17 protein-coding genes are annotated in these 23680 nt (G+C 64.5%); 9 read left to right on the top strand and 8 right to left on the bottom strand.

What is annotated here, in order from left to right; all coding sequences use genetic code 11:
- Window positions 1–289 precede the first annotated feature (289 nt).
- From ABE459_RS16380 to ABE459_RS16350, 7 genes are all read left to right on the top strand, one after another.
- On the top strand, window positions 290–1639 hold the full coding sequence (locus ABE459_RS16380) for a hypothetical protein (protein WP_323830919.1): 1350 nt from the start codon (window positions 290–292) through the stop codon (window positions 1637–1639).
- Window positions 1640–1659: 20 nt separating this feature from the next.
- Window positions 1660–3900 (top strand): Ig-like domain-containing protein, encoded by a 2241-nt coding sequence (locus ABE459_RS16375; protein WP_125463925.1) that lies wholly within the window; start codon window positions 1660–1662, stop codon window positions 3898–3900.
- A 16-nt stretch (window positions 3901–3916) separates the two neighbouring features.
- A complete protein-coding gene (locus ABE459_RS16370; protein ID WP_125463924.1) occupies window positions 3917–4387 on the top strand; it encodes a curlin in 471 nt (156 codons plus the stop codon).
- A 28-nt stretch (window positions 4388–4415) separates the two neighbouring features.
- Window positions 4416–5861: a curlin gene (locus ABE459_RS16365; RefSeq protein WP_125463923.1), complete on the top strand. Its 1446-nt coding sequence runs from the start codon at window positions 4416–4418 to the stop codon at window positions 5859–5861.
- Between the two features lie 116 nt (window positions 5862–5977).
- A complete protein-coding gene (gene alkB / locus ABE459_RS16360) occupies window positions 5978–6622 on the top strand; it encodes a DNA oxidative demethylase AlkB (protein ID WP_323830918.1) in 645 nt (214 codons plus the stop codon).
- 79 nt (window positions 6623–6701) lie between these two features.
- The gene (locus tag ABE459_RS16355) at window positions 6702–7088 is read left to right on the top strand and encodes a VOC family protein (RefSeq protein WP_323830917.1); all 387 of its coding nucleotides are present in this window, start codon (window positions 6702–6704) and stop codon (window positions 7086–7088) included.
- Between the two features lie 96 nt (window positions 7089–7184).
- Window positions 7185–7754 (top strand): hypothetical protein, encoded by a 570-nt coding sequence (locus ABE459_RS16350; protein ID WP_125858475.1) that lies wholly within the window; start codon window positions 7185–7187, stop codon window positions 7752–7754.
- Window positions 7755–7986: 232 nt separating this feature from the next.
- On the opposite strand, the gene ABE459_RS16345 is transcribed toward ABE459_RS16350, so the two are convergent.
- The 4 genes from ABE459_RS16345 to ABE459_RS16330 all read right to left on the bottom strand — a co-directional run bounded on the left by ABE459_RS16345 (window position 7987) and on the right by ABE459_RS16330 (window position 12166).
- Window positions 7987–9669 (bottom strand): MFS transporter, encoded by a 1683-nt coding sequence (locus ABE459_RS16345; RefSeq protein ID WP_323830916.1) that lies wholly within the window; start codon window positions 9667–9669, stop codon window positions 7987–7989.
- 228 nt (window positions 9670–9897) lie between these two features.
- A complete protein-coding gene (locus ABE459_RS16340; RefSeq protein ID WP_323830915.1) occupies window positions 9898–10677 on the bottom strand; it encodes an alpha/beta hydrolase in 780 nt (259 codons plus the stop codon).
- A gap of 91 nt (window positions 10678–10768) precedes the next feature.
- On the bottom strand, window positions 10769–11191 hold the full coding sequence (locus ABE459_RS16335) for a VOC family protein (RefSeq protein ID WP_125463917.1): 423 nt from the start codon (window positions 11189–11191) through the stop codon (window positions 10769–10771).
- A gap of 48 nt (window positions 11192–11239) precedes the next feature.
- Window positions 11240–12166, bottom strand: coding sequence for an alpha/beta fold hydrolase (locus ABE459_RS16330; RefSeq protein ID WP_323830914.1), 927 nt, complete (start codon window positions 12164–12166; stop codon window positions 11240–11242).
- 241 nt (window positions 12167–12407) lie between these two features.
- Between ABE459_RS16330 and ABE459_RS16325 the strand changes: the two genes are divergently transcribed.
- Window positions 12408–17345, top strand: a complete 4938-nt coding sequence (locus ABE459_RS16325; RefSeq protein ID WP_323830913.1) for a DUF6543 domain-containing protein — start codon at window positions 12408–12410, stop codon at window positions 17343–17345.
- Between the two features lie 4 nt (window positions 17346–17349).
- On the opposite strand, the gene ABE459_RS16320 is transcribed toward ABE459_RS16325, so the two are convergent.
- The gene (locus ABE459_RS16320; protein ID WP_323830912.1) at window positions 17350–19854 is read right to left on the bottom strand and encodes a UvrD-helicase domain-containing protein; all 2505 of its coding nucleotides are present in this window, start codon (window positions 19852–19854) and stop codon (window positions 17350–17352) included.
- Between the two features lie 187 nt (window positions 19855–20041).
- Between ABE459_RS16320 and ABE459_RS16315 the strand changes: the two genes are divergently transcribed.
- The gene (locus ABE459_RS16315; RefSeq protein WP_125463913.1) at window positions 20042–20740 is read left to right on the top strand and encodes a pirin family protein; all 699 of its coding nucleotides are present in this window, start codon (window positions 20042–20044) and stop codon (window positions 20738–20740) included.
- A gap of 46 nt (window positions 20741–20786) precedes the next feature.
- Here the strand turns inward: ABE459_RS16315 and ABE459_RS16310 are convergent, their stop codons facing one another.
- The 3 genes from ABE459_RS16310 to hisN all read right to left on the bottom strand — a co-directional run bounded on the left by ABE459_RS16310 (window position 20787) and on the right by hisN (window position 23604).
- Complete coding sequence (locus ABE459_RS16310) at window positions 20787–21743, bottom strand: AraC family transcriptional regulator (protein ID WP_125463912.1); 957 nt, start codon at window positions 21741–21743, stop codon at window positions 20787–20789.
- A gap of 238 nt (window positions 21744–21981) precedes the next feature.
- Complete coding sequence (locus ABE459_RS16305) at window positions 21982–22716, bottom strand: hypothetical protein (protein WP_125463911.1); 735 nt, start codon at window positions 22714–22716, stop codon at window positions 21982–21984.
- Between the two features lie 96 nt (window positions 22717–22812).
- Window positions 22813–23604 carry a histidinol-phosphatase gene (gene hisN / locus ABE459_RS16300; RefSeq protein ID WP_346648068.1) on the bottom strand — a complete coding sequence of 264 codons (792 nt, stop codon included), beginning with the start codon at window positions 23602–23604 and terminating at the stop codon, window positions 22813–22815.
- Between the last annotated feature and the right edge of the window lie 76 nt (window positions 23605–23680).

Here is a 23680-nt window from a genome sequence, read left to right as displayed (position 1 = left end):
GTTCTCGGCAGCGGCATAAATAGCTGGGGCTGCTATGCAGCCCTTTCGCGGCACAAGGCCGCTCCTACAGGGACCGTGAATGCCGGTGATGCATCGTTTGATGCGACACCCGATTCCCCAAAGCTGGGGCCACCTGCCCACCCGAAGTTTCCAATATGTAGATAGCTAGACAGGCTGTAGACCCCGCCGTTAAAGGCCTGCAGAGCATCCTGAGCAACCTGGCACAACACTTGCCGACTCCTCCCCAGACGCCCCAACCCATGGGCCCGTTTGCAGGAGGAATCGACTCATGCACCGACCGACACCCCGTCCGCTGGCCATCGCGATCGTCGCCGGCCTGCTCCAGCTACCGGCACAGGCTGCGTTGTATGCGGTCGACCCCGGTCCCTACCCGACAGCCCCCAACGGCGGCTTCCCCGCCTGGTACCAGGACAGCCATGGCCGCACCCTCGACCTGTGCCTGACCAAAGCCGTGAGTTCAAGGGTCGCCGGCGCCCCCGGCGCGCCGTCGTACATGTGCACGCTGCTGCCCACCCCCGGCGTGTTCGATGACACCCAACCCATCGTGTTCCCCAGCAACTTCCCCGACGAAGCGTTCTGGTTCACCGGCGAAACCTCACTCGTCGACGCCGCACGCGGCATTGACCTGACCTACGTCTCGGCGATCGAGGCGGCGTTCGCCGCCGAAGAGCCGGTCGCAGGCGACCAGGTCAGTTTCGCCCGCGTGCGTATCCGCGTCGATGTCCCGGCGGCAGGCACCTACGTCATTACCCACCCCTACGGCGTGGACGTGTTCGACGTACCCGCCGCAGGGCGTCGGGCAATCAACATGACCCGCGACATCGGCATCGCCGGCGCAGGTGATTTCACCGGCGCGCTCAAGGGCGATCTGGGACCCTTCCTGCGCAGCGTCAACGGCCCCTACACCGAGACCAACCCCGCCACCGGCGCCAGCGAACGCTTCATCGGCGACCCCAACTTGAACGAGCGCGTGACCGGCAGCCCATTCAACACCAACTACGTGCGCATCGAGGGCCCTAACGGCCTCGACATCCGCACCGAACTGTTCGCCGTGTCCGGCAAGCTGTCCACAGTCAACCGCCCCACCCCAGTGATACCCCAACGCAGCACCTATTCACGGCATACCGAGAACGGTGACCTGCGCGCCCAGCAGGATGTGTTCGTCATGGCCCCGCCAGCGCCGGCCACCGTCAACCTGAGCAGCCAGAACCCGGCCCTGGCCTTGAACGAAGCCAACGGCACTGGCGCCTGGTATGCCCAGTCGCCCCTCAATCCGACCTTGCCCCTCACCCTGCAGGTCACCGCCGACAACAGCCTAGCCATCGCCACCAGCACCCCGACCACCACGCCGATGCCCTTGACCGATCTGGTGGTGATCAGCCGCGCCGAATACAGCCTGGGCAGCGGCCAGCTGACCCTGGTGGCCAGCAGCAGCGACGAGACCAGCCCTCCAGCCCTGACCGCGCATACCGGCAACGGCGCGCTGATCGGCAACCTCAGCGGCAGCGGCGCGGTGAAATCCCTGACCACCGGGCTGACGCCGATACCACCGGCCACGGTGCAAGTCAGCAGTAGCCATGGCGGCAGCGACAGCGAACCCGTGGTGCTGGTGCCATGAACAGACTTCCAGGAGGCAGCATGAATACTTGGTCACGCCGGGCGCTGTGCGCCGCCGGTTTCAGCCTCAGCGTGAGCAGCGCGGCCTGGGCCGTGCTGACCGAGGTCGACCCGGGCCCCTACACCTTCGCCACCGGGGGCTACCCCATGTGGTACAAGGACGCCACCAACCTGTCGCTGGAACTGTGCCAGTCGCGCGCCACCAGTACCCGCTTCCCCGGTGCGCCAGGCGCCCCGGCCTACATGTGCACCCTGCTGCCGGAGCCTGGGGTCTATGACGACACCCTGCCGCTGGTGTTCCCCGACAACTGGCCGCCCGAGATGTTCTGGTTCCTCGCCGAGACCTCGATCCCTGCAGTCGGCAACAGTGGCTACGAGCTGGAAGTCTATGTAGCCGGCGTAGAGGCGGCCTTCGCCGCCGAGAACCCGGTCGACGGCGACCAGCAGAGCTTCGCCCGCATCCGCATCCGCGCCTCGATACCCACCGCAGGCACCTACACCATCACCCATCCCTACGGCGTGGAAACCGTCACCGTCGCCGCCAACCAGGTGGGCCGCCGCGCGGTCAACATCACCCGCGACATCGGCATCGGTGCCCCAGGCAACTTCAGTGGTGCGCTAAACGGCAACATCGGCCCGTTCCTGCGCGGTGTCGGCGGCCCGTACACCGAAGTCAATCCGGACACCGGCGCCACCGAAACCTTCGTCGGCGACCCCAACACCACCGAAGCGGTGACCGGCAGCCCGAACAACACCAACTTCGTGCGCATCCAAGGCCCGGCGGGCACGATCCAGACCAACGTCTTCACGGTCTCCGGCAAGGTCCTCGACCAACGCGCCCAGACCCCGGTCACCCTCGAGCGCGCCACCTACTCACGTAGCGGCGTCGGCACCCGCGTCGAAGTCTTCGCCAAGGCCCCGAACACCGCCAGCGTATGCATGCGCAATGGCCTGGCGCTGGTCGGCTCGCCACCCTCGCCCTGCCAGTTCAACCTGCTACCAGACAACAACGGGCTGTTCTTCAGCCAGCAGTTGAGCCAGGCCGCGCCACCGCCGGTGGTGGTGGTCACCGCCAGCAGCAGCGGCGGCACCACCAAACCCACCGCCGTGTCGAGCAAGCTCAGCGACGTGGTACGGGTCACCAACGCCCGCTACGACTGGGTCACCAAACGCCTGCTGGTCGAGGCCCGTTCCAGCGACGAGGTGGCAGTGCCTGATCTGGTGGTGCAAGGCTACGGGCGCATGTCCAAGGCCGGCGTGCTGCAAAGCCTGACGGTCAACGACCTGAACCAGCCACCCGCCAGCATCACCGTCAAGTCAGCCCATGGCGGCAGCGACGTCGAGCCGGTGGTGGTGGTCGGTAACGCGCCAATCTCGGCCGGCAACCAGCCGCCGCTGGCCCAAGCCGACAGCGGCAGCACCAGTGTCGGCGTCCCGGTCACCCTCAACCTGCTGGCCAACGACAGCGACCCGGACGGCAACCTGCCATTGACCATCAGCGACCTCACCCAACCCGGCACCGGCCTGGGCGGCGTGGTGATGAACGGCACCACTTCCGTTACCTACACACCACCGGCCGGCGCCACCAGCCCGCTGGTGGCGACCTTCAGCTACCGCGCCATGGATGCCAAGGGGCTGAAGTCGGACCCGGCCACGGTCACCGTCAACGTCGCGCCCAACCAGGCACCCACGGCAGTGGCCGACAGTGTCGCCACCCTGGGCGTTCCCCTGACCATCGACGCCCTGGCCAATGACACCGACCCGGAGGGCAACCTGCCGCTGACCATAGCCAGCGTCACCCAGCCGATCCCGGCCGGGCGCGGCACGGTGAGCACCAACGGCAGCACCATCACCTACACGCCACCGGCCACGGTCACCGCAGCGTTCAGCACCACCTTCACCTACATCGCGCGTGACTCGATCGGCGCCCTGTCCACCCCTGGCACGGTCACCGTGCAGGTGTCGCCACGGCCACCCCAGGAGACCTTCGCGGTCACCGCGGCAACGGTCACGGCCCGCTCCAACAACCGCTACAACTGGGACATCAGCGGCACCTCATCGGTGACCACCGGCAACACCATCACCGTACGGGTGACCACCACCACCGGCGTGCAGACCCTGGGGACCACCACCGTGCCGGTCACCGGCCGCTGGCGCCTGGCCGTCAGCAACAGCACCACGGCGGTACCGACGGCGGCGCCTACGGCAACCGTGACCAGCAGCCAGGGCACCACGCGCACCGTCAACGTGGTGGTGCAGTAAGCCAAAGGAGCGTGCCATGAAACGCCTGTCCCCGCTGCTGCTGTGCCTGGCCCTGAGTGGCCAGGCCTGGGCCGACGATCTGATGGACAACGCCGACCTCGCGGCCGGCAACGACCTGGGCGAGCCGCTGGTGCTGCGGCTGCTGCCCAGCGCTGCCGGCCAGGTGGCGGTGATCGAGCAGCAGGGCAACGGCAACCGTGCCGCCCTCGACCAGAACGGTGTGGCCCTGCTGGGCCAGATCGTCCAGGCCGGGGGCGCGCAGGAGGCGTACATCCTGCAGCAAGGCAGTGACCTGATGGCCTCGATCAACCAACAGGGCTACGGCAACAACGCGTCGATCCGCCAGAACGGCAGCGGCAACACGGCCGCCATCGAGCAGATCGGCAACCACAACAACGCCACCATCGAGCAGAGCGGCACGGGGCTGACCAGCGCCGTGACCCAGGCCGGCAATGGCCAGCAAGTGCACATCACCCAATACCGTTAACGCCATCGAAACCGCAGGAGGCTTCACCATGTACAAGCTCGCCCCCCTGAGCGCCGCCATCGTCCTGGCGCTGGCCGGCCAGGTCATGGCCGACGACAGCACTTCGACCCAGTCCCAGCAAGGCAACAAGAACATCGCCGAAGTGAAACAGACCCAGGCCTCGTACGCCTCGGCCAGCCAGAGCCAGACCGGCCGCGACCACAACCACATGGCCGTGCAGGACAACAGCACCAGCGATATCCAGCAGATCGCCACCGGCTCGCTCAACGCCGGCTACGCCGAGCAGCTGTTCGAAAACGGCAGCCAGATCACCCAGATGTCCGGCGGCACCCTCAACGACGCCTTCGCCAGCCAGTCGGTGGGCGAGAACAACCAGGCTCTGCAGATGCAGGAAGGCACCGGCAACCGCTCGGTGATCTGGCAGGACACCCAACTCGGCAGCCAGGCCACCACCCAGCAATCGGGGCAGCGCAACGACGCCACCATCGAGCAACTGTTCGGCGGCAGCAACAACCGCAGCCTGATCAACCAGAGCGGCAACGACAACCAGGCCGCCGCCGAGCACCTCACCCACCAGGACGGCGACATCGCCATCTACCAGCAGGGCCGGGAAAACTGGGCCTACGGTGACCAGCGCAACGGCTTCGGCGGCACCATCGGCATCGACCAGTACGGCACCGGCCATTCCGTGGAGGTGTGGCAGGACAACCAGACCGCCAGCCAGGCCAGCGTCTACCAGACCGGCCAGCTCAACGAAGGCTACATCGACCAGAGTTTCGGTGAGGGCAACAGTGCCACCCTGAGCCAGAACGGCCGCGCCAACGCCAGTTGGTCGGACCAGTTCGAGACCAACCAGTCGGTGACCAGCATTTCGCAAACCGGCAACAACAACCTGCACTTCACCTACCAGACCGGTGACAACCACAGCCTGACCATCACCACCCAGGGCAACGGCAACAAGATCCTGGCCAGCAACTGGAAGGGCGAAAAATCCGGTGGGCAGTTCGGCAACGACCAGCGCGCCGAGATTCGCCAGGTGGGCAATCAGAACAGCGTCAACCTCAACCAGAAGGACACCGGCCAGTTCGCCAAGCTGAGCCAGAACGGCAACCGCAACACCATGGAAACCAAACAGGCCGATACCAACAACGAGCTGTATTTCGAGCAGAACGGCAGCGACAACCTGCTGATTGCCGACCAGCGTGGCACCGCCAACTACGCCGAGGGCATTTCCGCCGGCAACGGCGGCATCGTCAACATCGACCAGTCCGGCAGCGGTAACCAGAGCTACACCTACCAGCTGTACGGCAGCGGCAACCAGGCCACCATCAAGCAGACCGACGGCGTCAACGTCGCCTACGTGACCCAGGGCGGCAACGGCAACCAGGCCTTCGTCGACCAGAGCGGTGCCAGCCAGACCGCCAGCATCACCCAGTTCGGCAACACCAACATGGCCACCGTCACCCAGCACTGACCCGCTCCCCCCTTTGAATCGCGGTGTCCGCTCTCCCTGGCGCCGCGGTTCCTTTTTCCCTCGCTTGGCAACAGCGCTACACTGGCCGCCTGTCCTGCCCGCTCGGCCGCCACCTGATGATCCAGTCCGACCTCGACCTGTTCGGCCCTCAGCCACAACGCCTGGCCAGCCATACCGTGCTGCTGCCCGGCTTCGCCCTGGGCGAGGTCGAAGCCCTGCTCGATGCCTTGCGCCCGGTGCTGCGCGCCGCACCCTGGCGACACATGCACACCCCAGGCGGCCAGCGCATGGCGGTGGCACTGAGCAACTGCGGGGCGCTGGGCTGGGTCAGCGATGAGCGCGGCTACCGCTACAGCCCGCTCGACCCCTTAAGCGGCCAGCCCTGGCCGGCCCTGCCAGCGGTATTGCTGGCACTGGCCGGGCGCGCTGCCGCGCTGGCCGGGTTCGACGGCTTCGTGCCGGACGCCTGCCTGATCAACCACTACCTGCCCGGCACCCGGCTGAGCCTGCATCAGGACCGTGACGAGCGCGACTTCGGCCAGCCGATCGTGTCGATTTCACTGGGGTTGCCCGCGGTGTTCCTGTTCGGCGGGCTGCAACGCGCCGACCGCGTGCAGCGAATCGCGCTGAACCATGGCGACGTGCTGGTCTGGGGCGGTGAGGACCGCCTGCGCTTTCACGGCGTGCTGCCGGTCAAGCCCGGTGTGCATCCACGGCTGGGGGAGCGGCGCATCAACCTGACCTTGCGCAAGGCGGGGTGAGGACTTGACGGCCCGCGCTGGTCAAAGCGCAGCGACCGTCTTTACTTGCAGTAACACCCACCCACAACGGTGTGCGCCTATGAAGATCGTGGTCACCAGCATTCTCGTCGACGACCAGGCCAAGGCCCTGGCGTTCTACCACTACGTGCTCGGCTTCGAGCCCAAACATGATGTACCCATGGGCAAGCATCGCTGGCTCACCCTAACCTCCCCCAACGACCCCAACGGTGTCGAGCTGCTGCTCGAACCCGATGCCCATCCGGCAGCCAAGACCTACAAGACTGCGCTGAAACAGGATGGAATCCCGGCCACCTCGTTCAGCGTGCGCGATATCCAGAGCGAATACACCCGGCTGTGCAAGGCTGGCGTGCAGTTCACCCAGCCACCCACGGATGTGGGGCCGGTGACTGTGGCGGTATTCGACGATACCTGCGGCAACCTCATCCAGATCGCGCAACGTCACTGACCCCGACGCTATCGGGCAACGCCGCGGTGGCGTCGCCCTTGCTCGCTCCGCTACATTGCTCGATCCCGCTCAGCGCAGCCACAACAAGGAAAAACCATGCGCTATGAATTCAGCGAGGTCCTCAACGACCTGGTCGACTATTTCCTGCTCGGCGACATTCAACTGCTGGAGCACTTCAAGCACGAACACGATCTGCCCGATGACCTGGCGCGCGCCTTCACCACCGGAGACAGTGGCGACCTAGCGGTGCACGAGGGCGTGATCCTGCCTTTGGCCGGTATCGACAACCTGCCTTACCGCATCCTGTTCACCCTCGACCAGGGCACCCCGGCCCTGCTCGAACCGGGCAGCCGCCTCAAGCACCGCCGTAGCGGCCATGTGCTGCGGGTGGAGAACCGCGCACTGATGCTGTTCACCTGGCGCGTGCTGCAGCATTTCACCAACAAGACCCTCGGCGACCTGCTGGCCCGCTACCAGGAGCCAGGGCGGCCGATCATCGAGCTGGCCAATGGCTTGTATGAGGTGGAGGTGCTGGCGGGGGCGCTGGTGCGCGATGGGCTGTACGAGCCGGCGTTCGAGTTCGTCCTGAAGAAGACTTACAGCCATGCCGGCAACGCCGAGGTCGATACCGGCTATCGCTACAGCCTGCGCGGGTATTTCGACTGAGTGGATGCCATCGCGGGGCAATTCACATTGGCGAAACGGGCTTGCGCGACCGCTGTAGGAGCGGCCTTGTGCCGCGAAAGGGCCGCAGAGCAGCCCCGGCGATTTCTGCTTTAACGCTGAAATCCTGGGGCTGCTCTGTAGCCCTTTCGCGGCACAAGGCCGCTCCTACAAATGGACGTGCAGGCCCGTTTAGTAGTAGCGCCGATGCGACTTGCCCCGCGATGAGCCAAGCTCATCCGGTATGAGTGATATCCCGGTCCTTGGTTTCCGGCAGGAAGAAGGTGCCCAGCACCGCCGTCATCACCGCGATCACGATCGGGTACCAGAGCCCGTAGTAGATATCCCCGGTGGCCGCCACCATGGCGAAGGCCACGGTCGGCAGGAAACCGCCGAACCAGCCATTGCCGATGTGATACGGCAGCGACATCGAGGTGTAGCGGATGTGCGCCGGGAACAGCTCCACCAGCCAGGCGGCGATCGGCCCGTAGACCATGGTCACGTAGATCACCAGGATGGTCAGTAGCAGCAACACCATCGGGTAGTGGATCTTCGCAGGGTCGGCTTTTTCCGGGTAACCGGCCTCTTTCAACGCCGTGCCCAGGGTGCCGGTGAAGGCGTCGTTCTGCGCCTTGAAGTCCGCCGCCGTCAGGCTGCGGCCATCGAAACTGGGCAACACCCGCTCGCCAATGCGCACCTGGGCCACGCTGCCGGGCTCGGCGACCTGGTTTTCGTAGGGGATGGCGCGCTTGGCCAACAGGCTCTTGGCGATGTCGCACGAGCTGGTGAAACGGGCCTTGCCCACCGGGTCGAACTGGAACGAACACTGCGCAGGGTCGGCGACCACCACCACCGGGTTCTGCTCCTGGGCGACGAACACGTCCGGATTGCCGTACTCGGTCAGGCCTTTGAAGATTGGGAAGTAAGTCAATGCGGCCAGGATGCAGCCCGCCATGATGATCGGCTTGCGGCCGATGCGATCGGACAGGCTGCCGAACAGGATGAAGAACGGCGTGCCGATCAACAGCGACCCTGCGATCAGCAGGTTGGCGGTCTGCGGGTCGATCTTGAGCATCTGCAGCAAGAAGAACAGCGCGTAGAACTGCCCGGTGTACCACACCACCGCCTGCCCGGCGGTACCGCCGAGCAGCGACATGATCACCACCTTGAGGTTGTCCCAACGGGCGAACGACTCGGTCAGCGGCGCCTTGCTCGCCTTGCCTTCGGCCTTGATCTTGAGGAACACCGGTGACTCGTTGAGCTGCAGGCGGATATACACCGAAATCGCCAGCAGCAGGATCGACAACAGGAACGGCACTCGCCAGCCCCAGTCCTCGAACACCTCGCTGCCCATGAGGGTGCGGCAGCTGAGGATCACCAGCAGCGACAGGAACAGCCCGAGGGTGGCGGTGGTCTGGATCCACGCGGTGAAGAAGCCGCGCCGTCCTTTCGGTGCATGTTCCGCCACATAGGTGGCCGCGCCGCCGTACTCACCGCCCAGCGCCAATCCCTGCAGCAGGCGCAGGGTGATCAGGATGACCGGCGCCGCCACGCCGATGGTGGCGTAGTTGGGCAGCAAACCCACGATAGCCGTGGACAGCCCCATGATCACGATGGTGATGAGGAACGTGTGCTTGCGCCCGATCATGTCACCCAGCCGGCCGAATACGATCGCGCCGAACGGCCGCACGGCAAAGCCGGCAGCGAACGCCAGCAAGGCGAAGATGAACGCAGTGGTTTCGTTTACCCCGGCAAAGAAGTGCTTGGCAATGATCGCCGCCAGCGAGCCATAGAGGTAGAAGTCGTACCATTCGAACACGGTGCCCAGCGAAGAGGCGAAGATGACCTTGCGCTCTTCCCGGGTGATGCCACGTTGGGGCGCGCTACTGCCCGTGGATGCGCTGTCGAGGACCGCCATGGGTCGCCTCCGTGAAGATCAGGTAGGCCAGGTTGCTCAACAGGTTGCAACGCGCGCACCCAGGCCATAGGGCTTACAGGTTGCGGCGAAGCACGACGGGGCGTTGCCCCGGATCGCGGCAAGGTAATCAAAAGCATAATCGGCTTTGCCGGGATATCCATTCGCCGGCAGGGTGCGTGGCTGAACGGGCCACGCAGACGGATAAGCATTGCGCTTGGGTGACGAGGTTCAGCCGAGAAAACGCAGGACTTCCTTGAGCACCTGGTCGGCCTGCTCGCGATGGGGCACATGCCCGCAATCGGCCAGCACCCGCATTCGGCTCGGGCCGCCTGCCAGGCCTGTAAAACGTTCAGGGTGGGCCAGGCTACCGAACTCGTCATTGTCGCCGTGCAGGCTGAGCAGCGGGCAACGCAGCTGCGCGAGCAGGCCGTCGAGGTGCCAGTCGGCGAAGTCGGCCGACAACCAGTTGTCGACCCAGGCACGCAGCACCCATTCGGCCTTGTCGCCGTGGTAACGCGCCAGGCGTTCGAGCTGCCCTGGTTCGGCGAACTGGCGATCGGCGGCGCGGATACCATCGAGGGTACGGGCTTCAACGAAGGCCTGGGCCGATTCGGTCACCAGCCCCCGGCAATGCTCGGCGAAGGCTGCAGCGCAGCCGACCGCCATGCCACCGCCGACGCTGTGGCCGAAGACGATGAAGTCGTCGATGGCCAGTTGCCTGCGCAGCGCAGCAAAACCCTCGTGCGCCTCGGCCTCGACGAAACCCCGGCGCAACTGACCGGGGTGCGCGGCGGAACGCCCGAAGCCCAGGCGGTCATAGGCGATCACCCGGTGCCCGCTGGCCTGCGCCAGCTGCGCGGGGAAATCGCGCCAGAGCGCCACGCAGCCCAACGAGTCATGCAGCAGCACGATAGGCACGCCCTGCGCAGTCGCAGGCAACCAGCTTTCGGCATGCAGCGTGCCCGCAGGCGTGTCGATCGAATGTTGGGTGTGAGTGATGTCCGTCATCGTCCAGGTGCCAGGCTGTTCAGCGAAGCTGAGCATGCTAAGCCAGGTCTCGGCGTGGCGCGAGGGTGAAATCGGCTTAACGCCGGGCCATTCAGGCCGTCGCGGCCACGCACGGGCCCTTGAGCTCGACCCGGTTGCCGTCGGGGTCGAAACAGTACAACGACAACCCTTCGCCTTCGGCGCCATAACGTTTTTCGGCCGTTTCAACGCGCACCCCTGCCCCCTGCAGGTAATCACTGAGCGCCTGTTCATCGAAAGGTTCGACCCGCAGGCACAGGTGGTCCAGATTGTGTCCTTGACGGCCAGGTGCCGGGCCGCCCTTGAGCCCCAGAGGGCCATCGACCGCCACCAGGTCGATCATGCTGCTGCCGGCGGCCAGGTGGATCATCCCCAGCGACTCGCGCTCACGGCTGACCGGGCAGCCAAGCACGTCACGATAGAAGGCCAGGCTGCGCGGCAGGTCGCTGACACGCAGCACGATGTGGTCGATATGCAGGATGCGCGAAGGCAACATGGCGGCACTCCATGAAAGGGCGTCTGTGCACCTTAGCAGGGCCAGCACTCATTCGTTGACCAAGCGCAGCAATCCGCCTTTTTCGTGCCGCGCCAGGGTGCGCAGGATCTGCTGCGCCAGCGCCGGGCCCGGCGCCTGCAGATGGAAGTGGTGCCCCCCTGGGTGCCAGGTCACCCGCGCCTGCCCAGGCAGCGCCGCCCGGCGCCGGTCAAAGCCATCGCCCGCGAAAGCGCCCTGCTGCCCCAACAGCAGATACAACGGGCAACGGATCTGCTGCAGCAGCTCGCAGGCCTCTCGCTCGGTCAGCGGCATGGGCTCGGGCAGGTCCAGGCGCGGATCGTGGCGCCAACAATAGCCGTCACCCACCTGCAACAGGTCGCGTTGCGCCATCAGCCGAGCGGCCGACGCGCAAAGCCCCCCCTGCCAGTTGCTGCGGCATTGCCCCAAGGCCTGCTCAAGGTTGTCGAAAAGCTGCGGCCGCGAGGCGGCAAAACCCTGCTGGCGACTGCGCAACAGCAGACGCTTGAGCCGCATGGCTCGCGCCATGTGCTCGACTCGCTCGCCTTCGGCCACGGTGAACGGTGCACCCATGCCGTCGAGAAACTGCATGCTGGCGATGGCGCTGGTCAGCGCCGCGAGAATCGAGGCGATCCCCGTGCCCATGCCATGCGCCAGCACATGGAAACGCGACAGCCCCAGGCTGTCGACCACTGCAAGCAGGTCTTCGGCGTGCTCCCACAGGTAGTAGCCGCTGTCGTCGCGACGGTGGTCGCTGCGACCATGCCCAACCAGGTCGGGTGCCACCACGAAGCAGCCGTCGAGCAACGGCGCCAGGCGCTCGAACGATGCGGCATTGTCCAGCCAGCCGTGCACGGCCAATACCGGGATACCGTCTTCCGGCCCCCAGGTGCGCACAGCAACCTCGATTCCGTCGAGATCGAGCAGATGATCCTTGGCATTGGCGGACGTCCCCATCACTTCGCTCCCTGGCAGGGCCCGGGGCCATGCCCAGGGCCAGATCCTCCGGCACCGCAGGGTGCCCCACGCCCACCTTCGCGCACGCCGAAGCTCAGGATTGGCCTGCTGACGACCGTGACGTGCGCGCCAACGACCGTATCTGCCCGACAACGACATACCGACCGTATGAACTATGTACCGCCTGACTTGCAGCCATGCGGTGTTGGATGGAACCCCCAAAAAAACTTCAGGAATGAACATGGAAACCCCAGCCACCCCTTACCACCAGCAACAAATCCTGAACGGCATACCGGACTGGACCCGTCAACTGCACCCAAAGCACATCAACCGCCTGATGCGCCACGCTCACAACGAGCACATCCAGGAAAACGGGCAACCCACCCCATGGTTCAGCACGGCATCAGCGGACCATCAATTGCAACTGCGCGAGGCCATCCGCCAGCGCACCGTCACTCGTAAGCGCCTGGCGCAAGCGCTGAGCGAACTGCAGACATTGCCGCAGTTCTGCGAACCCCTGCTCAAGAATGCGCTGCACATCAATGTGCCGCTGACCGAGGCGCAGTATTGCTACCAGCCATTCGAGATGGTTCGCACAGGCGACCTGGAGAACGTGCCGGGATTGGAAGAGCTGGGTCTGCCAGGAGGCGCCTACCAACCGCAGTGGGTCGCCGAACCAGTCGGCACCCCGGTCACGCGCAGCCTGCTCGAAGCAGCCATGCACAATTTCGAAGGCATGAGCGAAGTCGGCCCGTTCAGTACCTTGCAAGTCAGCCCCCGCGACCCTGCCAGCGTACCCGGCCTGAGCGTCACCAGTTTCGTCACGCGCTGCCGCAAGCTAGACCTGGGCAAGCGCTACCAGACGCATCTGGAGAGCGTGTTCGACGGCACGCGCAAGGGGCAGGTGCGAGCAGCATGGGTCAACGCACAGCGCGCCGAGCTAACCGTACAGGCACTGATCGCGCTCATCCGCAACCGCGTCACGCAGTTGGGCTACGAGGCGCTGCGTTACTTCTGTACCGAAGGAGCGACGCCCCGCTATGGCAGGCATCCCATCACCGTACGTAGCCTCAAGGTGCTCGGGATGCAGGTCAACGACGCAATGCTGCTCGGGCCGGCCACCTCGACCGATCAGGACGTGATCGCCTACCTGCCTTTCGACGATGACTGCCCGCTCCAGGAGTTCACCAGCCTGGAGAAACTGACCAACCACTTGATCGATCGTCTGCGCAACAACGACTATCGCCAGCGGTTTCTGGAACACATAGGGCAAGGTGATCGCCCCAAAATGGGCGTTGAGCTCGACAAGGCGTTGCTCAAAACTGCCGTCGTGGTTTCGCCGCCGCCGGGACGCTTGCCTACCGGCATTCGCCCCGTCAACCCACCAGACTTGGGTATTCGCGAGCGGCAAATCACCGCCCCGTACTGGGACAATCTGTACGACGCTCATGTTCTCGCTCTCAAGGACAATGCCCGGGCAATCGCGGTACCCACCGCCGATGCCGACGCCAAGGCCCGCCAGGCGCTCCTGGATTCGTGGGAAGAACTTGGCATGAACGTGCTCAATGTCGCCGCCCTGTTCGTGCCGGGGCTCGATGTCGTCATGCTGGGTGTGTTTGCCGTACAGCTGATGGGGAACATCTTTCATGCCTTCGAGGCCTGGCAAGAGGGCGACTACGCCGAGGCAGTGGCACAGGTCGAGTCATTGGCCCTCACCGCGGCCAGCGCCGTAGTGATCGGAACCGCCGCCAAGCTGATCAAATCCTCCGGCTTCGTCGACTGGCTGGAAACAATCACTATCGAGGGCAAGGAGAAGTTGTGGCACCCGCAACTGACCGCCTACCGGAGCCAGGTGGCGATACCTGCCGAACTGAAGCCGAACGATCAAGGCTTGTACAAGCTCGACGACCAGGACTTCGTCCGTCTCGACGGTGAAACCTTCGAAGTGCAAAAGAACACGAATGGGCATTGGGAATTGCTCCATCCGCAAGACCCGACCGCCTACCGGCCAGCCCTGCACGGCAATGGCAAGGGTGCCTGGCGCCTGGCGCACGAGCGCGTCACGGACTGGCCAACGCCGAAATTGCTGCGCCGCCTGGGGCCCTCCACCGACCTGTTGAGCGACGCCGACCTGCTCGCCGTGCTCGACTGCACAGGCCTCGACCGTGGAACACTGGAGTCCGTGCTCGCCGACGGTGAGCCGCTACCGACACTCCTTGAAGATGCCTTGCTGCGCCTGAGCAAGGATTTTGAGGCCGACGACATCATCGCCCGCACTCGGGATGGCCGGCCACTGGCCGCCTACAAGAGCTTTGCCGCATCCGCCCTCAGCAGCCTGCCTGGCTGGCCCGAAGACGTTCTGATCAAGGTGTACGATGGCCCCGAACCCTGGGGCAATGCCACCCGATATGGGCGTGACCGGTTGGGTGACCGGGAAATTCCGTTGACCCGCTCCGATCTGGACAGGGGCGACCTGGCGCGCATTGTCCTCGACCACCTCGACGAGGCCAGCCTTGCCGGGCTGCTGCCCGAGGGCACGACAGCCGGGCAACGCCAGCAGGCGCTACGGGACCTGTTGGCCGATCACCTTCTGGCCCAGCGTCAACATCTGTTCGACAGCCTCTACCTTGGCCAGCGCTCGCCACTGAGCCCGGCCGCTCAGGTATTGGGCAAGCAATTCCCAACGCTGCCGCAAAACACCCTCGAGGATATCGTCGGTGCAACCCGCAGCACAGAACGCGCCCGCTTGCTGGCCGATCGAGTGCCGCTGCGAGTCGCTGAACAGGCACGCGGCCTGCAGGCGCGCGTACGCATGGACCGTGCGCTGCTGGGCCTCCATCGGCCAAGCCTGGAGAATGCCGATAGCAGGCTAATCCGCAAAAGCCTGCTGACCCAGCATCCCGAGTGGACCGCCAAGCAGGTACTCAAGGCTGCGCTGGCCGACCGCCCCAGCATGTCGCGATTGCTCGGCCAGCAGGCCATCCGAGCGAACTTCCGCCCGCCCATGCGCCTGAGCGACGGACGCCTGGGTTACCCGCTGAGCCCCTGGGGCTCGGGCTCCAAGCTGAAAAGCGAACTCAAAGGGCTTTTCCCGGCGCTGAACGACAGGCAAATGGGCGAGCTGCTGGCCACCCTGCGCAGCCGAGGGGACGTCCCCAGCCAGATAAAAGCCATGACTCAGGAAATCACCACACTGCGCACGCAACTGGCGCAATGGGTGGAGCAAACTGCTGAAAGTGGGCAGCGAGAAACCCAGCAAATAGCCAGCGAGCTGATTCGTTGCTGGCATCGCCTCGGTGGCGATACGCTCGAGCTGGCCAACCTGGACGCCTCCATCATCGAGCTGCCCTCCATATCCGCTCGCTTTGACCACATCACCACGTTCAGCCTGGACAACGTCAACCTCGCCAATATCCCCCAAGACTTACTGCAGTCGTTCCCCTCCCTCGAGCGGCTGCATATCCGCAGCAGTCCACAGCTGCACGCCTCGTCGCTATTCGAGGCCCTGCAACATGCACCGAAGCTTCGCGAGCTGCATGTTGAAGGCTGCCTGCTACTGGAACTGCCAGACTCTGCGCACCAGGTGTTGCCAAAGCTCACCGAGCTCGAAGCGCTTTCGCTAAGGCGCAACGAGCTGACCCTGAGCGTCGTGGATCTGCAGGCTTTGGCCAGGCTGCCGAAGCTCTCCAAACTGGACCTTTACCGCAACGACATCACCCTGGATGCCACAAGGGCGTCCCTCTTCGCTGACATACGGCGGTTGCGCGAGCTGAACCTGGGTGGCAATCCGCTGCGACTCAGCCCTGACCTGTCGAGAATGATCAGCTTGCAGACTCTGAACCTGGAACTCTGCGAACTGAGCGCCTGGCCGAACGGTCTGAACAACTTGATGGAAAACGAAATCGGCGCGTTGCGCCAGGTAAACCTGAGCAATAACCGAATCGCGACAGTCCCCGATCCAGATGCGCTGCTGCGCACTCACTTCATGCGCAACCTGCGTTTCCACCTGGATGGTCAACAACTGCTGCTCAACTACAACCCGCTGAACACTCGGTTGCGAGGGCGCTTGACCAGGGCTGGCGTTGAGGCAGAGGCAGATCTGGAGCAGGCCGACGCGCAACAGGTAAATTGGCGGGAAACCGCCAGCGCGCAGGAGCAGGAAACCTGGGACAACCTGTTCGACGATGACCAATACCCCGACTTGCGCCTGGCCATCGAACTGGTGGGCATGTCCCGTGCTGCGCAGGAGAACACCTCGGCGCTTGCCGAACAGATCTGGCAACTGCTGGCGCGTGCAGCCGCAGATACGCAACTGCGCGAGCGCCTGAATGAGGTTGCCGGGACCTTTCCGGTGACCTGTGGCGATGCCGGCGCCGATGTCTTCGGTACCTTGCAGATCGAAGTCATGGCCTACGACCGGGCCGATGGCCAACCGAATGCGACCCCAAAACTGTTCGACTTCTTCCGTAGCCTCTACCGACGGGACCAGGTCAACGAACTGGCCATGGACATCTGCAACGCGCGGGTGAACAGGCGCATCGCCTTGCTTGAGCAACGCGACTGGGAGGCACAGCCAGCCGCCGAGCGCGGCAAGGCGCCGACCCTGCCCGCACTGTATCGCTCCGACACCATCACCGATACCATGCTGCAGGATGAGCGCGGGCTTGGCCTGGACCTGATCGAGATCCGCCTGGCCTTGCGCAGCGAACTGGCAAAGGAACTCGACTTCCCTGAGCTGCAGCCGCAAATGCTGTACCGCGACATAGCGAAAATCGATGGCCCCTTGTCCATCAGGGTGGAAGAAACCGTCCGCGAGCGCGACGCCGACCTACAAGGTCGCCGTCAGGCAGTATCGCGCCACTCCAGTTGGCGCAGGCTGTTGCGCGCACAGTATCAGGCTCGTTTCGATGGGTTGCGAGAGCGCTGGGACGCAGGTTTGGATTACCTCGAATCGTGCTTGGGCAACAGCGACCCGCAAGGCACTCTGGAGCAGCCGGTGGTCGAGGCGCTGACCAGCGCCCTGGGCGAGAGCCCGCTCGATGCGCAAGAGCAGCCCAGGCGCCTGGCGATCAACGAAGGCCAGTATGTAACGGGCATGCAGCGCATGGCCCTGGGCTTGGAGAACGACGAGGACGGCCTGTACCTCGATCTGACCACCCCCCTGGACAAAGGCAACTGACCCCTCACTGACCGCGCAGGTCCTCGAAGAAGGCCTGCCGCCCCTGCACCTGGCTCGACGCGCGAGGCTGATTCACAGCCTCGCCGTTGGGCTTTTCCACATGCCAGTAGCAGTGGCTGATGGCCCGCGTGACAGCCACGTAGGCCAGGCGCTGCACTTCTTCCTGCTGCGCCGTATCGAACGCCTGAGCGTCGCCCGGTTTGCCCAGCCCGGCCAGGCGGTACACCTGGTTTTTGTACGGCGAGCTGGTCAAGTATTGGCAGTCACCGAGCATGAACACTGCGTCGGCTTGCAGGCCTTTGGCGCTGTGGTAGGTCAGTTGCTTGAGCCGGCGCTGCCCGGAAGGCAAGCTAGAATCAGCTTTAAGTACTGGCAATAAATGCTGTTCTATCAATAGCTTATCGCTACTTTTTCGAAACAACATCATCACTGTTTCACCCTGTTCATAGTGCTCGATCAAGGTCTGCGCCAACGCTGCCTCGTCACGCTCAAACACCCGTACGGGTGCCAATGGCAGTGCGGCCGCCTGCCCGCTGGCCTTGGCTTTCTTGCCGCTGATGGTCGGCGTCCCTTTTACCAGATGCTCGGCGGCGTCGATGATGGACTGCTGGCTGCGGTAGTTTTCCACCAGCATCACCCGGGTGTTGGAGGGTGACGGGAACACCTTGGTGAACTCCATGAAGTACTTGGGCGAACTGCCGCGCCAGCCGTAGATCGACTGCCAGTCGTCACCCACGCACATCAACGACGAATGCTGCGCCACCCGGCCATGGTTCATCGCTGGCCCACGTCGGCGAATTTCCGCAAGGCAGGCGCGCAGCCAGCTGACGATCTGCGGTGAGACGTCCTGGAACTCGTCGATCATCAGGTGTGCCAGCGGCCGCAACAAGGGGTCGGGCAACAGCTGCAGGTTTTCCGGGTTGTTCTCGCCGAACAGGCCGAACATGCGGTTGTAGGTCATCACCGGCGGTGACTGGACCATCAGGTGGGCTTCAAAAGCTTTCCAGTACAGGGCCAGCGCCTCGAAGAACGGCCCATCGCTGTCACCCGGCGGGAAGCTCATGGCGGCCACTGCGGCATTCACGTCGAGGCCCAGGTTCTCGATGAAACTGGCCGCGGTAACAAAGGCGTCGAGCAACGGCGCCGGGGCCAGTTCACCCTTGACCTTGTATTCGAAGCCGGGCCCCGCCACGGCATCCCCTGCCAGCGAGGCCGCCAGGCGCCTGGCCGAGGCGTAGTTGTCCAGCCAGATCACCGGTTTATCGCTGAACGCCTGGAACAGCGTGCGCTTGACCGCCCATTCGGCGCGCACCGCAAGCTTTGCTCCGGGGCGCTGGTACTGGGCGCTCTCGCTGGGGTCAAAGCCCAGTACCACCCAGGCATCCAGCCCCTCGAGGCGACCGTGCACATGGAAACGGCTGCCACGGATCTGCACCGTGTCGCGGCACGGCTCGATGCCTTTGATCGGCCATGCGCCGGCCGCGAACCACAGGTCCTCGATCACGTCGCACAGCTCTTCGTCGCGCTGCGCGGCCAGCTGGGTGACCTGCACACGCTTCTGCACATCCGGGTGATCCGGGTCCAGTGGCTTGAGCAACAGCGCCTCCTGCCGCAGCTGGCCGATCAAGGCGGCGAAACGCGGGCTCTCTGCCAGCAGGTCCCGGTAGGCCAGGTTCAACTGCTGACGCTGGGCGTCATTCAGGCGCAGGTCGAAGGGGTTGCTGTCGGCATTCGCTTCAAAGCCCGCAGGCATCTCGTTGCCGAGGGTTTCGAAGGCACGCACCTGAGCGAAACCCGGCAGGCTGCGAACCAGCGGCAGGATGCGCGAATGGAAGGTGCGTACCAGCTCACGGCCCTGTGCCGGCGACAGCTGGACCTGCCACAACGCGAACACCTGCAGCAGGCGCTGGATGAAGTCCTTGCGTGACTCGCGGGTGAAGGTCACCACGGTCATGGCATCGAGCTCGAAGCCCAGGTAGTGGCGCAGCAACAGGATGCGCAGCACCAGCGAGGTCGACTTGCCGGCGCCGGCACCAGCGACCACGCAGGTCGACGGCGTGTCGCTGAGGATCAGCTTCCACTGCGCGGCGCTGGGCTGTGCCTCGGCCGACAGACGTTGGGCGACGTCGGCCTTGAAGCGCTTCTTCAGCTCGGCACTCAGCGGCAGGCGCCAGTCGTCGAACAGCTTGTCGTCCTGGCCAGGCACTGCGGCGGTGTCCGGGCGCGTATCACGAATCACCAGGACCTGACGCCCTGCTTCGTAGCCGTCCGAGCGCCCACGTTCGTACCCGTCACGCAAACCGTCGGCATGGCCGTTGCGCTGGCCGATGGCATGACCAAGGAACCACGAATCGCGGTGCTGCGCCTGCAGACGGCTTAGGCCACGGCCAAGCAGGCGCGCGGCCAGGCGGCGCAGCCAGGGCAATTGGGCGGGCGGGGTCAGGTTGGCCGGGGCCTGGGGCTGCTCGTGGGGCACGGTCACTCCATTGAAAATCGAAACAGCGGGCATGTTCGCCTCATCCGCCAAAAAGCGCCAGCGAATGCTTTTGTATCAGTGGATTAGGCGATGAATCGCATGTTGTATCGCAAAATAAATATCTATTTAACTGATCTTAATTAGCCGATATTTACGCTTTTTTTCGATATTTAAAACGCAGATCATGGCCCCATTCCAGCGAATTCAGAGGAGCACCATCATGCTGCAACTGCGACCCTTCGAAAGCCTTGGCCACGCCAATCACGGCTGGCTTGACGCCCACCACCACTTCTCGTTCGCCGAGTACTACGACCCGGCGCGCATGCACTGGGGCAACCTGCGGGTATGGAACGATGACCTGATCGCCGCCGGCAGCGGCTTCCCCTCGCACCCGCACCGAGACATGGAAATCATCACCTATGTCCGCGAAGGCGCGATCACTCATCAGGACAGCCTGGGCAACAAGGGCCGCACCGAAGCGGGCGACGTGCAGGTCATGAGTGCCGGCAGCGGCATCGTGCACAGCGAATACAACCAGGAGAAGGTCGATACGCGGATCTTCCAGATCTGGATCATTCCGGAAAAAGTCGGTGACGCGCCGTCCTGGGGCACCCGCCCGTTCCCCAAGGGTGAACGTGGCGAAGGTTTCGTGACCCTGGCCAGTGGCCGCGAAGGCGATGGCGATAGCCTGCAGATCCGCACCGACGCCCGCCTGGTGGCGGCCACCCTGCGCGCTGGGGAAAGCGCCGAGTACCGCTTCGACCAAGGCCGGCGCGGCTACCTGGTGCCGGCCAAGGGCCGGGTCGAGGTCAACGGATTGCAGGCCAAGGCCCGGGATGGCGTGGCCATCGAAGAGGAAACGGTGCTGACGGTGACGGCGCTGGAGGACAGCGAAATCGTCCTGGTTGACGTGGCGTGAACTGAAGATCGCAAGGGGCTGCTGTGCAGCCCTTTGCCTGTTCGGATCACGCCCGGCGCCTGAAGGTCTCCGACGGCAGCTCGCCAAACCGCTGCCGGTAACTCTCGGCAAACCGCCCCAGGTGCAGGAAACCGTAATCCAGTGCCAGTTCGGTCACGCTGCGTACCGTGCAGCGTGGATCGCTCAGGCAGGCGTTGACCCGCTCCAGCTTGCGCTGGCGGATGTACTGCTTGGGCGTGGTACCCAGCTGTCGGTCGAACAGGCCGTACAACGAACGCAGGCTCATGTTGGCCTGCTCGGCCAGGGTTTCAGCTGCCAGCTCAAGCTTCAGGTTGCCCTCGATATGTTCAAGGATTCGCTCCAGGCTGGCCTGCGTGCCACCCAGGGTGTCCTTGCGCACATTGGTATTCATCAGCGTCAGCAGCTTGCTGGCGACGATCTGGCTGTAGTGACCCTGCACCCTGGGCAGCGAATCGCTGACCTCGGCTTCGTTGCAGACCATCCCCAGCAGACTCAGGAAACCGTCCAGTTCCTCCAGCCGATAGTGGTTGCGTACAAAGCGCACGCCGCCGCTGGGGCGCTGCCAGCGCTGCTCGTCGCAGATCGAGTCGAGCAGGTGCACCGGCACCTTGAGAATGAACTTCTCGCAGTCATCGGAATAAGTGAGATCGACCGGGTCATCCGGGTTGATCAGCAGCAGTTCGCCCGGCACCAGATGGTGCTCACGCTGGTGGCCGCGCCACAGGCAATTGCCGTTGAGCAGCACCTGCAGGTGGAAGATGGTTTCCAGCGCCGGCGAGGTAACCCGCACACTGCCGCCATAGCTGATGCGGCACAGGTCCAGTTCGGCGAACTTGCGATGGCTCAAGCTGGCCTGGGGATGGGTGGTGCGGGACAGGCCAATGTGGTGCTGGCCCACATGCTGGTTGACGTAGTCGGACACCGCGTAAGGGTCAGCGCGGTGGAACACGCAGCTTTGCTCGCTCAACAGGCGGCTTTCCATGGGCAAGGCACTCGCCATCATTATTGTTATGGGCGCCGCGGCCTACCGCCTTGTGGGCATGTGGCTGCGGTCGTTCACGGTCATTCTAACCAACCGTCATCGGGGTACTGGGGCAGGCGACGGTCGGATGCTGAGCGTCACACTAAGCAAAAAGCAGGATCGAGGGCAATGCGACCAAGGCAAACGGCGGGCGGACAGCGGACACTGGCACAGGCCCGGCGTTCGATTACCGCACAACTCACTGCACCGGGAGGAAGTTCAACAGCAGCAGGCTCTGCGCATAGTTGAGCCCGATGCGCCGGTAGCGCTCGTCGAGCATCTGCGCCAGCAGGTCGAGGCGCGCGACCACCTTGCCGAACTCCACGGCAAAGCTCAGGTTGCTGCCCTGCTCGGAGATCTCGTTGGAGAACAGCAGCAGCACGCCGTTGGCATCCTGGCGCTGGCTGAGCATCCAGGTGGCTTTCTCGATATTGCGCGCGGCGTTGTTGATGAACAGCGGGTCGAGGGTGTCGGTCATGTAGAACTCGGTGCGTCCGCCGTGGGCGGTGACCAGCATGCTGCCGATGGCGTAGATGAAGGCACCGACCCGATCCCCCCTGAACTCCGGGCTCAGGGCATGGCTGAGGGCTGCCAGGTCACGCCGCTCACCGAGTTGCGCCAAGGGCTGGCGCTGCTCGATGGCGATGCGGATCTGCCGGGCGGCGGTGGTGGCGTCGAGATAGCCAGACTGCTTCCACTGGCTGGGATTGCGCAGGTACAGCTTGTCCATCAGCAGGTACAGGCTTTGCAGGTTGTCGCGCATGGACAGCGTGGCCATGCGGTCGACACTGGTCTGGAACAGCTCGTCGGGCTTGCCGTTGCCGATCTGCTTGAGCATGTCGCGGCCCTGCTGCTGGGTGCAGGCCCCCAGGCAGATCAGGGCGCCTGCCAGCAGCAGGCCGCGCGGGAGAATATCGAGTCGTTTTGCGGCCATCGGCACCGGGGCTGGTCAATGGCCGCACCGGGGGTCGGCGTAGCCTGGCCAAGCATAGAGCCCGCAAAAGCAAAAAAGTGCGATGGCCGGTGCCCATCACATGGCGTGGCGCAGCATCTCCACCACCTGCGCATGCAGCGCCGGGTCGCCACAGGCCACCACGCAGCCACCGTGCTGTGCGGTACTGCCATCCCAGGCTGTGATCACCCCGCCGGCGCCTTCGATGATCGGCATCAGCGCCTGCACATCGTAGGGTTGCAGGCTGGCCTCGACGATCACGTCGACAAACCCCGACGCGAGCATGCAGTAGGCGTAGCAGTCGCCGCCATAACGCATCAGCCTGGCCTGGCCGGCCACGTGCTCAAAGGCGGCCTTGCGCGCGGCGCTGTCGAACATGTCTGGCGTGGTGCACATCAGCGTAGCCGCCGAAAGGTCGGCGCAGGTCCTGGTTTTCAGGGGCGTACCGCTGCGCCATGCACCTTCGGGGGTGCCGACGAAACGCTCACCGGTGAACGGCTGGTTCATCACCCCGATGACCGGGCGAGTGCCATCGTTGAGCGCAATCAGCGTGCCCCACAGCGGCAGGCCGGTGATGAAGGCGCGGGTGCCGTCGATCGGGTCGAGTACCCAGGTCAGCGGGCTGCTGCCAACGGCTGCGCCATGCTCCTCGCCGAGGATGCCATGTGCCGGGTATCGCGCCTGGATCAGCTCACGCATGGCATCTTCGGCGGCCTTGTCGGCCACGGTCACCGGGTCGTACAGGCGCCCGCCCTTGTCTTCGACGTCAAGGCTGGCACGAAAGTACGGCTGGATCGCCACGGCCGCGGCATCGGCCAGCTGCTCGGCGAAGGCGCGAAATTCGCCGGTCTGTTCAGCGCTCAGGGACATGGGTCAGGCCTCAATGCTTGGGAAAGGCACGCATCATACCCGACTCCTCGCCCGTTGCATTTACTGGCCGGCTGTC

It is taken from the genome of Pseudomonas sp. TWI923 (assembly GCF_039673365.1).
GTDB classification, from domain to species: domain Bacteria; phylum Pseudomonadota; class Gammaproteobacteria; order Pseudomonadales; family Pseudomonadaceae; genus Aquipseudomonas; species Aquipseudomonas sichuanensis.
This window is presented reverse-complemented; position numbering and strand designations above follow the sequence as displayed.

Coding starts and splice junctions, on each gene's coding strand:
- ABE459_RS16380 (WP_323830919.1), top strand. CDS start 290: ATGCACCGACCGACACCCCGTCCGCTGGCCATCGCGATCGTCGCCGGC.
- ABE459_RS16375 (WP_125463925.1), top strand. CDS start 1,660: ATGAATACTTGGTCACGCCGGGCGCTGTGCGCCGCCGGTTTCAGCCTC.
- ABE459_RS16370 (WP_125463924.1), top strand. CDS start 3,917: ATGAAACGCCTGTCCCCGCTGCTGCTGTGCCTGGCCCTGAGTGGCCAG.
- ABE459_RS16365 (WP_125463923.1), top strand. CDS start 4,416: ATGTACAAGCTCGCCCCCCTGAGCGCCGCCATCGTCCTGGCGCTGGCC.
- alkB (WP_323830918.1), top strand. CDS start 5,978: ATGATCCAGTCCGACCTCGACCTGTTCGGCCCTCAGCCACAACGCCTG.
- ABE459_RS16355 (WP_323830917.1), top strand. CDS start 6,702: ATGAAGATCGTGGTCACCAGCATTCTCGTCGACGACCAGGCCAAGGCC.
- ABE459_RS16350 (WP_125858475.1), top strand. CDS start 7,185: ATGCGCTATGAATTCAGCGAGGTCCTCAACGACCTGGTCGACTATTTC.
- ABE459_RS16345 (WP_323830916.1), bottom strand. CDS start 9,669: ATGGCGGTCCTCGACAGCGCATCCACGGGCAGTAGCGCGCCCCAACGT.
- ABE459_RS16340 (WP_323830915.1), bottom strand. CDS start 10,677: ATGACGGACATCACTCACACCCAACATTCGATCGACACGCCTGCGGGC.
- ABE459_RS16335 (WP_125463917.1), bottom strand. CDS start 11,191: ATGTTGCCTTCGCGCATCCTGCATATCGACCACATCGTGCTGCGTGTC.
- ABE459_RS16330 (WP_323830914.1), bottom strand. CDS start 12,166: ATGGGGACGTCCGCCAATGCCAAGGATCATCTGCTCGATCTCGACGGA.
- ABE459_RS16325 (WP_323830913.1), top strand. CDS start 12,408: ATGGAAACCCCAGCCACCCCTTACCACCAGCAACAAATCCTGAACGGC.
- ABE459_RS16320 (WP_323830912.1), bottom strand. CDS start 19,854: ATGCCCGCTGTTTCGATTTTCAATGGAGTGACCGTGCCCCACGAGCAG.
- ABE459_RS16315 (WP_125463913.1), top strand. CDS start 20,042: ATGCTGCAACTGCGACCCTTCGAAAGCCTTGGCCACGCCAATCACGGC.
- ABE459_RS16310 (WP_125463912.1), bottom strand. CDS start 21,743: ATGGAAAGCCGCCTGTTGAGCGAGCAAAGCTGCGTGTTCCACCGCGCT.
- ABE459_RS16305 (WP_125463911.1), bottom strand. CDS start 22,716: ATGGCCGCAAAACGACTCGATATTCTCCCGCGCGGCCTGCTGCTGGCA.
- hisN (WP_346648068.1), bottom strand. CDS start 23,604: ATGTCCCTGAGCGCTGAACAGACCGGCGAATTTCGCGCCTTCGCCGAG.